This window comes from Kineococcus endophyticus, assembly GCF_040796495.1.
Classification (GTDB): Bacteria; Actinomycetota; Actinomycetes; order Actinomycetales; family Kineococcaceae; genus Kineococcus; species Kineococcus endophyticus.
Window position 1 is genome coordinate 60,628 of sequence record NZ_JBFNQN010000019.1, and the last position, 14,781, is coordinate 75,408.

The 14,781-nt window shown below is 74.0% G+C and carries 14 protein-coding genes; 8 read left to right on the top strand and 6 right to left on the bottom strand.

Features of this window, described 5'->3' with window-relative positions; translation table 11 throughout:
• Positions 1-45: 45 nt before the first annotated feature.
• Genes AB1207_RS22770 through AB1207_RS22785 form a run of 4 tightly spaced genes read left to right on the top strand, consistent with a single transcriptional unit; the run spans position 46 to position 3,572 of the window.
• Complete coding sequence (locus AB1207_RS22770; protein WP_367640966.1) at positions 46-1,014, top strand: carbohydrate ABC transporter permease; 969 nt, start codon at positions 46-48, stop codon at positions 1,012-1,014.
• 1 nt (position 1,015) lies between these two features.
• Entirely contained in the window at positions 1,016-1,903 is an 888-nt protein-coding gene (locus AB1207_RS22775) for a carbohydrate ABC transporter permease (protein WP_367640967.1), read from the top strand.
• Positions 1,904-1,927: 24 nt separating this feature from the next.
• Positions 1,928-2,767, top strand: coding sequence for an alpha/beta fold hydrolase (locus AB1207_RS22780; protein ID WP_367640968.1), 840 nt, complete (start codon positions 1,928-1,930; stop codon positions 2,765-2,767).
• Between the two features lie 10 nt (positions 2,768-2,777).
• Positions 2,778-3,572 (top strand): aldo/keto reductase, encoded by a 795-nt coding sequence (locus AB1207_RS22785; protein WP_367640969.1) that lies wholly within the window; start codon positions 2,778-2,780, stop codon positions 3,570-3,572.
• A 19-nt stretch (positions 3,573-3,591) separates the two neighbouring features.
• On the opposite strand, the gene AB1207_RS22790 is transcribed toward AB1207_RS22785, so the two are convergent.
• From AB1207_RS22790 to AB1207_RS22800, 3 genes are all read right to left on the bottom strand, one after another.
• Positions 3,592-3,822: an RNA-binding S4 domain-containing protein gene (locus AB1207_RS22790; RefSeq protein WP_367640988.1), complete on the bottom strand. Its 231-nt coding sequence runs from the start codon at positions 3,820-3,822 to the stop codon at positions 3,592-3,594.
• Between the two features lie 17 nt (positions 3,823-3,839).
• Positions 3,840-4,217 (bottom strand): hypothetical protein, encoded by a 378-nt coding sequence (locus AB1207_RS22795; RefSeq protein WP_367640970.1) that lies wholly within the window; start codon positions 4,215-4,217, stop codon positions 3,840-3,842.
• 66 nt (positions 4,218-4,283) lie between these two features.
• Positions 4,284-7,736, bottom strand: a complete 3,453-nt coding sequence (locus tag AB1207_RS22800) for an ATP-binding cassette domain-containing protein (protein ID WP_367640972.1) — start codon at positions 7,734-7,736, stop codon at positions 4,284-4,286.
• 153 nt (positions 7,737-7,889) lie between these two features.
• On the opposite strand from AB1207_RS22800, the gene AB1207_RS22805 reads away from it, so the two are divergent.
• Positions 7,890-8,411, top strand: a complete 522-nt coding sequence (locus AB1207_RS22805; RefSeq protein WP_367640973.1) for a hypothetical protein — start codon at positions 7,890-7,892, stop codon at positions 8,409-8,411.
• A gap of 14 nt (positions 8,412-8,425) precedes the next feature.
• Here AB1207_RS22805 and AB1207_RS22810 read toward each other — a convergent pair whose 3' ends face one another.
• A complete protein-coding gene (locus tag AB1207_RS22810; protein ID WP_367640975.1) occupies positions 8,426-9,226 on the bottom strand; it encodes a methyltransferase in 801 nt (266 codons plus the stop codon).
• Positions 9,227-9,275: 49 nt separating this feature from the next.
• Here AB1207_RS22810 and AB1207_RS22815 point away from each other — a divergent pair, with 49 nt between their 5' ends.
• The 3 genes from AB1207_RS22815 (at position 9,276) to arr (ending at position 12,131) form a co-directional block, all read left to right on the top strand.
• Positions 9,276-9,956, top strand: a complete 681-nt coding sequence (locus AB1207_RS22815; RefSeq protein WP_367640989.1) for a hypothetical protein — start codon at positions 9,276-9,278, stop codon at positions 9,954-9,956.
• A 394-nt stretch (positions 9,957-10,350) separates the two neighbouring features.
• Complete coding sequence (locus tag AB1207_RS22820; RefSeq protein WP_367640991.1) at positions 10,351-10,755, top strand: hypothetical protein; 405 nt, start codon at positions 10,351-10,353, stop codon at positions 10,753-10,755.
• Positions 10,756-11,717: 962 nt separating this feature from the next.
• Positions 11,718-12,131 carry an NAD(+)--rifampin ADP-ribosyltransferase gene (gene arr / locus AB1207_RS22825; RefSeq protein WP_367640977.1) on the top strand — a complete coding sequence of 138 codons (414 nt, stop codon included), beginning with the start codon at positions 11,718-11,720 and terminating at the stop codon, positions 12,129-12,131.
• Positions 12,132-12,141: 10 nt separating this feature from the next.
• Here arr and AB1207_RS22830 read toward each other — a convergent pair whose 3' ends face one another.
• Both AB1207_RS22830 and AB1207_RS22835 read right to left on the bottom strand, forming a co-directional pair.
• Positions 12,142-13,896, bottom strand: coding sequence for a peptidase M16 family protein (locus tag AB1207_RS22830; protein ID WP_367640978.1), 1,755 nt, complete (start codon positions 13,894-13,896; stop codon positions 12,142-12,144).
• A 58-nt stretch (positions 13,897-13,954) separates the two neighbouring features.
• A complete protein-coding gene (locus AB1207_RS22835; RefSeq protein ID WP_367640980.1) occupies positions 13,955-14,449 on the bottom strand; it encodes an HNH endonuclease in 495 nt (164 codons plus the stop codon).
• Between the last annotated feature and the right edge of the window lie 332 nt (positions 14,450-14,781).

Sequence of the window (14,781 nt, forward strand, 5' to 3'; positions counted from 1 at the left end):
CCCGGGTCGCCCCCCGGGTCCGGGACCACCACCCCAGGAGGTTCCATGACCCCCAGCGCACCGGGTCCGGTCCCCGCCGCGGTCGGGACCGACCCCGCCGCCCTCGTGCGGGCGCCGCAGCCCTCCGCCGGCCGCGCCAGCCGCCGCCGTGCGGCGCGCTACCGCCTCGCGCCACTGCTGTTCGTCGGCGTCAACGTGGTGCTGTTCTTCCTCTTCTTCGTCTGGCCCGCGGTGACGGGGCTGTACTACTCCTTCACCAGCTACACCGGGGTCGGGTCGGCCCCGTGGGTGGGCCTGGCCAACTACGAGAAGCTGTTCGGGGACGCCGCGTTCTACTCGGCCTTCGGCCGCACGGTCCTGTTCGCCGTCATGGCGGTGCCGCTGAACTACGTGCTGTCGCTGACGATGGCGACGCTGCTGACGAGCCCGCACGCCAAGGGCAAGACCGTCGCCCGCGTGCTGTTCTTCATCCCCTGGCTCATCTCCCCCATCGTCGCCGGCGTCATCTGGCGGTGGATCTTCGGGGAGAACTTCGGGCTGGTGAACTACCTCATCACCTCCCTGGGCGGCTCGGCCGTCCCGTGGCAGTCCAACGCCGACCTGTCGCTGGTCATCGTCGCCATCGCCGGAGCCTGGGGCGGGACCGCCTTCAACATGCTGCTGTTCGTCGCGGCCCTGCGGAACGTCCCGACCTCCTACTACGAGGCCGCCTCGATCGACGGGGCCTCGCCCTGGCAGCGGTTCCGCTACATCACCCTGCCGAGCATCGCGCCGACGTCGTTCATCGTCATCCTCCTCGGCAGCCTCGGTGCCATGAAGGAGTACGCGTTGCTGCAGTCCCTCAACGGCGGTGGGCCGGGCACCGAGAACAACCTCGTCGTCCAGTACATCTTCCGCACGGGCTTCCAGCAGGGCCAGATCGGCTACGCCAGCGCCGCCTCGTTCGTCCTCATGGCAGTGCTCATGGCCATCGCCCTGCTCCAGGTCCTCGTCAACCGACGCAAGGAGGCCTGAGATGGCCCTCTCCTCGCTGCCCCGCCCCACGGCGCCGGCCCTGCGCCGCAGCACCCTCGAGCGCGAGGGCGGTTCGCCCGTCCGCACCGTCGGCGCCACGGTCCTGCTGTGGCTGCTCGCCGTGCTCTACGGCTTCCCGGTCCTGTGGTTCGTGCTGTCCTCGTTCAAGCCGGCGGGCGACCTCTTCTCGTATCCGCTGACCATGCTGCCCAAGACCTGGACGTTCGCCGGGTACGAGCAGGCGTGGACCAGCTTCAACTTCGCCGGGTACTTCACGAACACGCTCATCGTGGCCGTCAGCACGACCGTGCTGACCGTGCTCGCGAGCGCCATGACGGGGTACGCCCTGGCCAAGTACCAGAACTGGTGGCTGAAGGCGTTCTTCCTCTGCATCCTCGCCACGACGATGCTGCCGACCGAGGTCATCCTGTCGCCGTCGTTCCTCGTCATCCGCGACCTCGGGCTGTACAACCACCTCGCCGGCATCGTCGTCCCCTCGATCATCACGGCGACCGGGTGCTTCATGTTCCGGCAGTTCTTCTCCACCGTCCCGAACGAGCTGCTCGAGGCCGCGCGCATCGACGGCTCGAACGAGCTGACGACGTTCGTCCGCGTCATGCTGCCGATCGCCCGGCCGATCATGGTGACGCTGGCGATCTTCTCCTTCCAGTGGCGGTGGAACGACTACATCTGGCCGCTCATCGTCCTCAACGACCCGAGCAAGTTCACGCTGCAGATCGGCATCCAGAGCATCGTCGGGGCGCAGAACGTCAACTGGTCGGTGCTGCTGGGCGCCTCGGTCATCTCGATCGTCCCGCTCGTCGTCCTCTACCTCGTGTTCCAGCGCTACGTCATGAACGCCGACATGAACGCCGGTCTGAAGGACTGAGCGGGCCGCGAGGACACTGGCCCGGTGGACTCCTTCACCCGCGCCGGCCTGCACTTCCGCGTCGACGACCACGGCCCCGCCTCCGCACGTGAGGACGGGGCCGTGGTCGTCTGCCTGCACGGCTTCCCGCAGGGGCCGGAGGCGTACGACGCCGTCGTCCCCCTGCTGACGGCGGCCGGTCTGCGCGTGCTGGTGCCCGAGCAGCGGGGCTACGGCGCCGGAGCCCGACCGTCGCGGCGCCGCGACTACGCGCTGCCGGAGCTCGTCGCCGACGTCGTCGCGCTGCTCGACGTCCTGCCCAGGCCCGTCCACCTCGTCGGCCACGACTGGGGCGGGGTCGTCGCGTGGGCGGTCGCGGCCGCCCACCCGGAACGCCTCGCCTCGCTCACCGTGCTCTCCCAGGCCCACCCGGCCGCCTACCGCGCCGCGGTGACGAGCTCATCGCAGGCGTGGCGCTCGGCGTACGTCGGGGCCTTCCAGGTGCCGGTGCTGCCCGAGGCGCTGCTGACGGCCGGCGGGGGACGGCTGCTCGGAGCGTCGTTGCGGCGCAGCGGGTTGCCGGCCGACCTGGCCGCGGGGTACGCGCGCCGGCACAGTGCGCCCGGCGCCCTGCGCGCCGCGCTCGGCTGGTACCGGGCGCTGCCGTTCGCCTCCGGCGTCGGCCGTGTGCGCGTCCCGACGACGTACCTGCACGGCGCCCGGGACCCCTTCTACTCCGCGGCCGCGGTCGAGCGGACCGCGGAGTTCGTCCGGGCACCCTTGCGCCGGGTCGAGCTCGACACGGGCCACTGGATCCCCGAACTGCGCCCGGAGGCGGTCGCGGAGGCGGTGCTCGCCGCTGCGGGCGGTGCCGACCGGACGTAGCGTCGCGCAGGTGAGCGACTCCCCCGCGACCACCGCCCTGCGCGTGCCCGTCCGCACCGTCGACGGCACCCTCGACCTGCCGCTCGTCGGCCTCGGCACCTACGGCCTGCGCGGCGACGCCGGGTACCGGTCCCTGCGCGACGCCCTCGACGTCGGGTACCGGCTGCTGGACACCGCGACGATGTACGAGAACGAGGACGAGGTGGGTCGCGCCGTCGCCGACGCGGCGCTGCCCGACGTCCGGATCACCACGAAGCTGCACCACGAGCACGCGGGCCGCGAGGACGAGTTCCTCGAGCGCAGCCTGCGCCTGCTCCGCGTCGACGTGCTGGACCTCTGGCTCATCCACTGGCCGCCGGGAGGGCAGGCCCGTCCCGACGTGTGGGAGCGGATGGTCGCCGCCCGCGAGGCGGGCCGCGTCCGCGCCGTCGGCGTCTCGAACTACTCGCTCGCCCAACTCGACGAGCTGACGCAGGCCACGGGCGTCACCCCGGCCGTGAACCAGGTGAAGTGGGGTCCGGCGCTGCACGACGCCGACCTGGTCGCCGCCCACCGCGACCGCGGGGTCGTCCTGGAGGGCTACTCCCCCTTCAAGGCCACCGACCGCACCGCGGAGCCGTTGCGGGCGGCCGCCGAGCGGCACGGCGTGAGCGTCGAGCAGGTCGTCGTGCGCTGGCACGTGCAGCACGGGGTCGTCGTCATCCCCAAGTCCGGGGACCGCGACCGGCAGGCGCGCAACCGCGACGTCGAGGGGTTCGCGCTGAGCGAGGACGAGGTCGCGGCGATCGACGCCCTGGGCCGCTGAGTCCGACCGGTGGGCCGGCTCAGCCCATGACGTGCACGGTCCAGGCGCCGCCGCCCAGCTCGACGAGGTCCCCGTCGGAGAGCTGACGACCCCGGCGCTCCTCGACCTCCTCGTTGACGGTGACGTCCCCGGCCAGCAGCGCCTCCCGGGCCTGCCCGCCGGTCTCGACGGCCCCGGCGAGCTTGAGGAACTGGCCGAGCCGCACGACGCCGGTGACCTCGACGACCTCGGGTTCCACCTCGGGCTCCATCTCCGACACGAGGGGGCTCACTCGTCGACGGCCAGCGCGCTGAGCACCGCGGCGATGCGGTCGGCCTCGGCGTGGGTGAGGCGCTCGGGGACGAGCACCTCCACGCGGGTGCCGTCGGGCAGCGGGATGGTGTGCATGAGCATCTCGCGGCCGGCGGTGACGACCTCGGCGTCCTGCACGTCCTGCACGTCCTGCACGTCCGAGGCGGCCGGGGTGTCCGCGCTGGTCCCGGCGCCGGGGGTGCTGCCGAGGAACGACCGGAGCCGGTCGATGCCCTGCTCGGCGAGGCGCTCGGCCGTGGGGTCGAGCCTGCCCTGCTTGAGGAGTCCGCGCAGGACCGCGTCGATCGACTCGCCCTGCCGCCTGTTCTCGTTCTGGTTCTGGGAGTCCGACATGCCCCCAGCCTCGCACCCGTCCGGACCCCGCGCGTCCTCCCTCCGTCGCCGTCCCGGCGGCCGGCGTCAGCCCGCCAGGTGACCCCAGTCCGCCTCCAGCTCCTTCCACGGGCCGACGGCCTGCACCCGCCCGTCGGCCAGCACCACGACGCGGTCCGCCACCAGCAGCGCCGAGCGCTTCGAGGAGGCCCCGACGACGGTCGTCCCGCGGTCGCGCAACGCCTCCCACAGCTCGAGCTCGGTGCGCGCGTCCAGGGCCGAGGACACGTCGTCGGCGACGAGCAGGTCCGCGCCGGAGGCCAGCGCCCGGGCCAGGGCGAGCCGCTGGACCTGCCCTCCGGAGAGCCGCACCCCGCGGTGCCCGACGAGCGCGTGCCGGCCGCCGGCCGCGGCGACGTCCCGCGTCATGCGCGCGTCGGCCACGGCGTCGTCGGCCAGGGACCGGGCCAGCTCGTGGTCGAGCGCGACGTTGTCGTCGAAGCTGCCGGACAGCACGCGCGGGACCTGCGCGACGTAGCTGACCTGCCCCGGCCGCAGGAACGTCTGCGGGTCCTGCACCGCGACCCCGTTCCAGCGCACCGTCCCCTCGTGGTCCACGAGCCCGGCCAGCGCGGCGAGCAGGCTCGACTTGCCCGCCCCCACGCGGCCGGTGAGCAGGACGAGCTCCCCCGCCTCCACGCGCAGGTCGACGTCCTGGACGCCGACGGTCCCGTCGTCGTGGACGGCCGTGAGGTGGTCGAGGTCGACGTGCCGCAGCGGCGTGCGCGGCGGGGTCGGCGGCGCCGGGGCCGTGCCGTGGACGAGGTCGATCCCGGCCGGGACCCGCACGACGTCCGGCGTGCCCGCGAGCGCGGTGACGGCCCGCAGCCAGTCCCGCGCGACGGGCGCCTCGGTGATGACGGCACCGGAGACCGTGCCGTAGTAGGAGGCGCCCGCGACGGCGGTGGCGACGAGGAGCGCGTCGGCGAGCGACCACCAGCCGGCCAGGTGCAGGGCCCAGGTCGCGACGATCCCCAGCTGGACGAGGACGCCCGGCACGCCCTCGAGCAGGGCGCGCACGCGCAGCTCGCGCACCGAGGCCAGCACGCGCCGCCGGTCGACCTCGACGAGGTGGCGCAGGACGTCCGGCACCGCGGCGGCGAGCTTGACCGTCCGGGCCGCGTCGACGGCGGAGCCGAGGTCGCGGCCGAAGACGGCGCGGGCGTCCCCGGCGTCGCGTCCCCGTCGGCCCGCCACGGGCGCGCCGGCGACGGAGACGAGGGCCGAGCCGGCCATGACGAGCGCGACGACCGCCCCCGCGGTGACGTCCCGCGCGACGACGGAGGTGACGGTGACGACGAAGGCCCCGATGACGACGTCGACGCAGCGGTCGACGTAGAGGACGAACCGGTCCGAGTCCAGGCTGCGGGCCGTCACCTCCCCCGCGGGCACGCGGGCGAGCCGGTGCTGACGGGTCTGCCCGCGCAGCACGGCGAGCCGGGCGTTGAGGGTGATCACGTTCCACCACAACGGGTACACGCGCAGGGCCGCGGTGAGCAGGAAGGGCACGGACACGAGGCTCGTCACGAGCCCGGCCATGGGCCACCACACCTGCGCCCGCGGCGCGCCGGTCTGCAGCCCCTGCACGACGAGCCCCCACAGCCAGCCCGCGACGGCGCCGTAGGTGCCGAGGACGGAGCAGAGGGCGAACAGGACGGCGCCGAGCAGACCCCACCGCAGGTGGCGGGTGATCGCGGTCGCGACGGCCCGCACGAGCCGGGGACGCTCCTGAGCAGCCGGCTCGGGGCGAGGGCGGCGAGGGCGGCTGGACAGGACCTCCCCGGCGTGGTGCACGGGGTCCAGCTCCTCAGCTCCGCCGGCCCGCAGCAGGTCCGCGAACGGGCCCGGCGTCGCGGCGAGCTCGGACCGCGGGCCGTGCTGGACGAGCCGGCCCCCGTCGAGCACGGCGACGTGGTCGGCCCGGGCGGTCGTGGACAGGCGGTGGGCGATGAGCAGGCCCGTCCGGCCGGCGAGCAGCTGCTCGGCGGCGGCCGTGACGCGGTGCTCGGTGACGGGGTCCATGCGCGCGGTCGCCTCGTCGAGGACGACGACGCGGACGTCCCGCACGAGCAGCCGGGCGAACGCGACGAGCTGCTCCTCCCCCGCCGACAGGGTGCTGCCGCCGGGGCCGAGGCGGGTCTGCAGGCCGTCGGGCAGGCCGTCGACCCAGTCCCGCAGGCCGAGGGACTCCACGGCCGACCGGACGCGGTCGGGGTCGACGTCGGCCCCCAGCGTGATGTTCTCGGCCAGCGTCCCGGCGATCAGTTCGGTCCGCTGGGTGACGACGCCGACGGACCGGCGCAACGCCTGCAGGTCCAGCTCGGTGACGTCGACGCCGCCGAGGTGCACCTGCCCCGGGGCGGGTTCCAGGGCGCGGGACAGCAGGGCCGCGAGCGTGGACTTGCCCGACCCGCTGCGCCCCACGAGCGCGCAGGTCGTGCCGGCCGGGACCGCGAACGTGACGTCGTGCAGCGCGAAACCGCCGGGATGGGCGAAGTCGACGCCGCGGAACTCGACCCCGACGACCCCGGCGGGCGCGGGCCGGCCGCCCACGGGTTCGGACGGGGACCCCAGCAGGGCCCGGATGCGCTGCACCGCACCGAGTCCGGCCTGCACCTCGGGAAGTCGTTCGGCGATCTGGTTCAGGTCCCCGGCGAACCCCGAGCAGAGCAGGAACACCGTGACGAGCTGCGCGACGCCGAGCCGTCCGTCGCCCACGAGCGCGACGCCGCCCACGACGAGCGCGGAGCACAGGAGCGACAGCGCCAGGATCGTGCGCCGCGCCACGACGGCCGAGACCTTCGTCGTGGCCCGGACACGGTCGAGCACCCCAGCGGCCAGGACGGCGTAGCGGCGGACGACGTGCGGGGCGCCGAGGCTGGCCCGGATGTCGTCGCGCCCGGCGACGGCCTCCTCGAACTGGGCCGCGTGCTCGGTCCAGGCGACCTCCTCGGCGACCTTCCGCTCCACCAGGACGGCCGCCAGGCGCCGGACGGAGCAGAACACGACGACGGCCACGAGGGGGAAGACGATCCACGCGGGCCACCAGACGAGCCCCGCGACCACCCAGCCGAGCAGGCAGCGGACGCCGCCGCGCCACAGGTCCCACAGCGCCTCCCGGACGAGCCGGGCCAGCTGGCGCGGGTCGTCGTCGACGCGGTCGATGACCTCCCCGACGGCCTGCTCCCCCAGTGCCGGAACGGGTTGCGCGAAGGCGGCCCGGAGGAGGTCGGCGCGCAGCCCGCCCTCCGCGCGGCCGACCCCTGTGGCGAGGGCCACCCGGCCGAGGGTGTCGCCGGCGCTCGCGGTCAGGACCACGACGCCGAGGGCGACGAGCAGTCCCACCGTCGGACCGGCCGCGAGCCGTCCGGTGAGGACGGTGCTCAACGTCTCCGCGACCGCCGCCAGCACGCCCAGCACCGCGGCGAGGGTCGCGGGCCGGCCGGCCAGACGACGCCAGGACAGGGTGGGCGCGGGCACAGGGGTTCCTCTCGGGCAGCGGGACGGGCGGGCAGCGGACGTGCGCCGCCGATCGACGCTAGCCATGCCCGGCACCCGTCGGCCTCCCGTTTTCCGCGCGAGGAGCCGCACGAGCGCTGGCCGTCGCCGGGCCCGGGCTGCGAGGCTGCTGTCGTGGCCAACACCGCCGACTCGATCGTCACGTTCTTCTGCCTCGACCCGGCCGTCCTGACCGCGGTGCGCGAACAGGTCCGCCCGGCCGTGCCCAGTTCTCCCACGAACGACCTGAGCCTGGAGGCGGCGGTCCCCACCGGCCTGGAGCTCGACGCGTGGGACCGTGACCGGGCGCTCGCCGCGTGGGGCACGTCGTTGCCGGAGGTGGACTCCGAACTGGTGGAGGACCTCCCCGACCGCCTCGTCTACCGGGTGGCGACGGCGTACTCCGGGCCGGAGAGGGTGTGGGCGACCCTGTCCCGTCAGCACCCGGGCCTCGTCGTGCACAGCGTCTCGACCGACGGTTCGGAGTTCGCCTCCCACGGGTACCACGTGGGCGGGCGGGCGATCGGGTACGAGGAGGTCGAGCCGGACCTGCCCGAGGACGACGGGGACGAGGAGGTGCACCACCCGCAGGAGTGGCTGTTCTCCGAGCAGGTGGCGCGCGACCTGCTGGCGCAGGCGGGCGACGGGCCGGGCTGACGGCTGTTCTGACCTCAGCCGCGCGTGGCGGTGACCTGCCAGAACCGGGCGGTCAGCCGGTAGGGGTCCCGCTCGCACAGCGCCGTCTCGAGCTCCTCCAGGCGCCGGTAGAACTCCGGGTCGTGCTTGACCTCGTCGTCGGCGACGAGGTCCATGACGCAGCGGACGCCGAAACGGTGCTGGACCGTGCAACCCGCCTCCGCGAGCGCGGCCTCGACCGTGGCCGCCTCGACCCGCCGCATCGGGTGGTCGAACGTGACGCCGTGCACGGTCAGGGCGTCGAGCACCGCGAGGGCGGCGGCCGGATCCGTGCGGCGCACCGCGGCGGACAGGACGTCCATGGCCGGGTTCGGCGCCATGACGGAGACGACCCCGCCGGGCCGCACCAGACCCACCAGGGTGGCGACGGTGGACGCCACGTCGGCGCGGTAGTGGACCACGTCGAGGCACAGCACGACGTCGAAGGCGCCGGCCTCCTCGAGGCCGCCGTGGAGGTCGTCCAGGTCGGCGTGGACGGTGCGCAGCCGGTCCGCGAGGCCCGCCTCGGCGAACCGGTCGGCCGCGGCCCGCAGCAGGGGCGGTGAGACGTCCACGACGGTGACCGAGTGGCCGGCCCCCGCGAGGGGCAGGCCGTCGGCCCCGTCGCCCCCACCGATGTCGGCGATCCGCAGCGGGCCGGGCAGGTGCGCCACCGCGCGGGCGGTCGTCGTCGCGACGAGGGAGTACCGCAACCGGCCCCAGGGTTCGTCCTGCCACGCCCGCCACTGCTCCGTACGGCCGCCGAAGACGTCGGTGCCGGGGTCGCCGTCAGTCACGGCGCCCGAGCCTAGGCCGCGGTGCCCGCCGGTGGTCCACCATGGGCCGGTGCGGACCCTCCTGCCCGCGGTCGACCTCACGCCCGCCACCACCGAGCGGCTGGAGCGCCTCCAGCTCGTTCAGCACTGGGGGCGGCGCGGGGTCAACATCAAGTCCCACGCCCCGGTCCAGGAGTGGACGACGCCCCTCGACACCGTCGAGGTCGCCGCGCACCTCGGCGTGCCGCTGCCGCGGATCCCGGCCCTGGACCGTCGAGGCTGCACGACCTCGGTCCGCGGCTTCGGCGGGCGTCAGGTGCTCGACCACCCCGTGCCCCGCGCCACCGCGCCGCCCCCGACGGGCGGCGGCGCCGATCGGCACGCGGTGCTCGTCGTGTTCGCGCCACCCGGCGTCGACGCAGGCGAGGTCGTCCTCGAGGACGACCGCCCCGCTGGCGCGGGATGGGTGCGCATCACCTGGGGCCGCAGCCTCGCGGCGCCCGGAGATCCCGGCGACGCCGACCCGGAGATGCAGGCGCGGGAGGAGGCACGAGCCGTCTCCTGGACGACGCTGCGCTCGCCCAGGAGCCCGCCCGTCCACGTCCGCCGCCGGTGGGAGGAGCAGACGAGCGCGTCGTGGCTGGCCCTGGCCGCGGGCTCGCTGTTCCAGGTGGAGTTCGTGCTGCCCCTCGCTCCCCTGCAGGCGGTGCAGGCCCTCGCCGAGGCCGCGGCGGCGGCCCGGGTCGACTGACCGGGCTGCCGTCGCGCCGCCGCACCGAGGCTCTCGGCCCGCGCAAGCACCTGGACGTCCATCGCCGCGAAGGCGGGCACCGACGTGGAGCCCCGTTGCCGCTGGTCGTGCACCGTGACGGCACGGCCGTGCCGGTCTGGCGCATCAGGCCGCCGGGTCGTCCTGTTCGAGGGCGTGGGCGAGTTCCCGCGTCCTCTGCAGCAGGGCGGGGTGGTCGTTGCGCGTCCACGGTCCGGGGGTCATGAGCTTTCCCCAGGTCCCGTTGGAGGCGTCTGGCCTCGGGCAACCCGTCCTCGCCGAACCGGGCTTCCAGCCGGCCGGCGTGCAGGGCTCGGTGGTCCCTGCCGCAGAGCAACACCAGGTTGTCGACGCTGGTGGGTCCACCGTCGGACCAGTGGACCACGTGGTGCAGGTGGCAGGCCCACGCCGGGGCCCCGCAGCCCGGCGCGATGCAGCCGCGGTCGCGTTCGGCGACGATGAGGCGCTGGTTGTCGCTGGCATGCCGGTCCAGGGTGTGCAGGGAGCGGGGCCGGCCGAGGCGGTCCATGACCGCGACGGTGACGTCGCCGTCGCAGGAGGCGGCGCGCAGGGTGGCGTCGGTGACGGGGCCGTGGGTGTCGGCGGTGGCGGTGCCGGGCTTCACGGCGCCGGTGTCGTCGAGGGTTGCGCGCAGGACGACGGTGGCCTTGTGCGCGACGACGGGGTCGGTGCTGCTGGCGGGGTGGTGGGCGCCGGTGGTGACGAGGTCGACGAGCCCGTCGTGGCGGCGTTGACCGACCGAGCGGGTGTCGTCACCTGATGCCGTGGGCAGGGGTCTGGCGGCGGCTTCGACGGCGAAGCGGACGACGACGGCGGCGGCTTCGTCGAGGTCGACGGTCATGCGCAGCATCCCGTGGTGGCGGGTGAAGGTGAGGGTGCGGCGGCTGGCGGAGTCCGGTTCCAGGTCGCGCACGTGCCGGTCGCTGCGGTCGGGATCGACAAGGGTCAGGACGTCCTCGACCAGGGCCGTGGCGGTGCCCAGGGGTCGGGTGGCGATGGAGGTCGTGAAGAACCCGTCGAGCACCTCACCGCGGTGCTGGGTGGTCCACACGCGCCGTCCGTCGTCCTGGCGCACTTGCACCGCGATGGTGCCGCGGCGCAGGTGCGTGGGCATGGACTGCAACGCGGTGACGGCGCCGTGCACGTGCGCCAGGGTGGTGTTCCCGCACGCCAGTTCCCCACCCATGAGGGCGAGGGAACCGCGGTCCCCGTCGAGTCCGCCGATGCGTCCGTCCCAGGGAACGTCGGGGTCGGTGTACCGGGCGGCGGCGACGTCCTTGCGGGCCAGGGCGCGGGACAGGTTCACCGGGGAGGTCGCGAGCAGGTCCACCACGGAACTCCCGGGGGCGTGCTCCAGGGCGCGTCGCAGGAGGTGGAGTTTCGCGGCGTCGAGGCGGTTGCCGAGGGCGTAGAGCGACCGGGTGAGGTGGTCGACGTCGTCGCGGTCGAGGGTTCCGGTGGGCAGGGTGAGGACGTCGTCCAGCGCGGCGGCGAGACGTGTGAGGGCGTCGGCTGCGCGGTCCTGGACGGTGGGGGTCACGTGTTCCAGGATAGTCGAACAAGCCCTGTGGCGACAGGCAGAAGCGACCGTAACTTTGTGCGGCGCAACGCTTCACCTTGCGTAGGGGTCATCGAGCCTTGTGGATGACCGATCCAGGAAACCCCAGCGGTGTGGTACGCCGGGGACCTGACCCGCCCACTCCTCCGCTCTACGCTGGCGGGATGACGCAACCCGACGAGGACGGCCCCTTCTTCCACGGCACCAAGGCCGAGGTCTTCCCCGGTGACCTGCTCGTGGCCGGACGCGCCTCGAACTACCGGCCCGAGATGGTCATGAACCACGTGTACTTCACGGCGCTGCGCGACGGTGCGGGGTTGGCCGCCGAACTCGCCGTCGTCCTCGGTGGCGGCGACCCGCACGTGTACGAGGTGGAACCCACCGGCGCCTTCGAGGACGACCCGAACGTCACGGACAAGAAGTTTCCGGGCAACCCCACCCGCTCGTTCCGCAGCACCGCCCCGCTGCGCGTCGTTCGTGAGGTCCAGGACTGGACGCGGCTGACGCCGGAGGCGTTGCAGCAGTGGACGGAACGCCTGACCGTGCTGCGGGAAACGAACGCCGAGATCGTCAACTGACGACCTGTCCTCACGAACCCGTCCGCTGTCCTCTCCGGTGGCGCCAACGGACCCACCTGCGACGCCACCGCTGGCCGACCGCGACCACGCACCAGACCCCTGCGCAGATGAGGCCCACGGCGAAGCAGCCCGATCCCAAGGGGTGGGTCGTGCCGGGTGAGCTCACCAGGAGCAGCAAGCCGAAGAACACCATGGCCGGCGACAGGAGCAGCGGGACTGCGGAACTGATCAGCGGGTCGAGGAGAAGGGCGTCCGATGACGCTCCGCGCCACGACGACTCCCCCGCGCCGGCGTCCCCGGAGTCTTCGTGGATCGTCCTGACGAGCTGCGGCGGGGTGAGCTCGTCCAGCACGGCGAGGACGGTGTCGCTGTCGTGCCAGTCGACCGGGTAGACGGGGAGGACGTTCCCGTCGACGCAGACGAGGTGGCGAACGCCGGAGCTGCTGCGGCGGACCTCGACGCAGTCCTCCCACGCCATGCCTGCGGTGACGCCCTCCTCGAGGTCGAGCACCACGCCTCCCGCACTCAGCACCAAGGCGCCGGGGCCCTGGAGCTGACCGCGACTGAGGAACCGACGACCCCCCAGCAGGGACGGTGCAGGCACGAGGACGGGCAGCGGTTCCAGGCCCGACGGCGCCTCACAGTCGTCCGGAACCTCCCAGGTCGCGTCATCCAGCAGTCGCGCAAGAGTGCGTCGCACCTCGTCGCCTGACGGCACGGGATCGAGCGCCGCGCCGGGGTGGTCCGCCGGATCGGTGCCCTCGACCAGCCACGAGCGGGCCAGATCGTCCAGTGCCTGCACCGCGGACCGGTCCGTCGACCGCGAGCGGGCGAACCACCGCGCGTGCGCTGCCAGCTCCTCCTGCGTCGGTGTCGAGGAGCACGTCTCGTCCACGACGTCCTGCACCGCAGCGAGCACGTCGTCCAGACGACGCTCGTCCGTCACCGCCGCCAGAGCGAGTTCGATCGAACCGTGGGGCAGGGCGAACATCGACATGTCCACGTCGTACACGGCCCGGTCCTCGACTCGCAGCCGTTGCCTCATCCGCCGCTGCAGCCACCACCACGCCGCGGTCGTGGACGGCTCGTCCCGTCCGAGCGACCCCAGGGCGACAGCCTGCCGCGAGGTGGTGAACCACTTCGACCGCCGGTCCGGCAGCGGGAGGGCGTCGGCAGGCGGCAGTGGAGGGCCCACGGGCAGCTGCAGCCACTCGTCCCCCGGCTCGGCGCCGTGGACCGACAGCACGGCGCCGGACGCGGTGAACGCTGTTCGGGCCCACTCCGCGACCTGCTCAGGACGCAGGAGGTCCAGTCCGACCTCGTCGACGGAGGCGAGGCCCAAGCCCCGCAGACCGTAGCGCTGGACCAGGAGGTCCTCCCACTGCGAGGGCGCTCGGCGGGCTGCCTCCAGCAGGAGGATCTCGATCTCTCCCTCGCAGCCTCCGACGGGGAGGTCGTGGAGCGCCGCACCCAGCACGCCGAGGTGGACGGTGACGTCGTCGACCTCCCCGCCGGCCGAGAAGGTGGTGCACCAGACGCCGACGTGGGCGTTCGCCTCGTACAGCGGCAGGCCGATGCGCTCGTGCGCGAGGTGTTCGACGAGGTGGGTGATGCCGCGCGTGGGCAACGCCTCGTCGGCGACCCCGACGCGGAAGGTGAGCCGCGCCGAGGTCGGGCCGTCGGCGGGGTGCCACAGCACCCGCGTCCCGTCGGGCGTCCGCCCGGACCGCACGGGACCGTCCTGGTCGATGAGCGCCCACTCCACCGCCAGTGGATCGGCAGCAGCGCCGCCGATCGTGAGCGGGGCCGGTCGGTCCCCTTCCTCAGGCCGCCGTGGCCAGGAAGGAGTCCCACCGCGGGTCGGCCTGGTCGGCACCGCGCACCGCCCAGGACGCCCCGCGCGGCGGACCGGGCCGGAAGGGCAGGTGCCAGCCCATCTCCTCCGGCGTCCGGTCGCCCTTGGCGTTGTTGCAGCGCACGCAGCACGCCACGAGGTTCTCCCAGCTGTCCGGGCCCCGACGGCTGCGCGGCATCACGTGGTCCACCGTCGAGGCGTGGCCGCGGCAGTAGGCGCAGCGCTGGTGGTCGCGGCGCAGGACCCCGCGACGGCTCACCGGCACGACCTGGCCGCGCGGCACCCGGACGTACCGGGTCAGGAGGATGACGGACGGGCGTTCCAGGCTCACCGTGGCGCCGACGACGGGATCGGCGTCGGCGAGGACGACCGACGCCTTCCCCGCCAGCACCAGGACCAGGGCCCGCCGGAAGGACACGACCGCGAGCGGTTCGTAGCCGGCGTTCAGCACGAGCGTGCGCACATCCACCTCCTGAGACGACAAGAGGCGCCGTCCCCGTCGGGGGAGGCGCCTCTGAGAGCGACGACGGCCACATGGTGGTGGTGCACGCGGTGGTGCCCCACGACGTGCTGCCCGGCGGGCCCGTGCGGTATCGCTGTCCCGGCTCCCGTGGTGCGGCAGGGGGCGGCGCTGAGCTGGTGTGCGCCCATGAGCCCTCCCCGAGTCGGTGCGTCCCGTCGTCGTTGACGGCAGCGTACGTCGCAGGTGGTGGAAGAGTCAGCAACTTTCTCGTGAACGCCCGCACCGGCCGGTGCCGGACGCACAGGTGGGGGGGGGGGGGGGGGGGGGGGGCG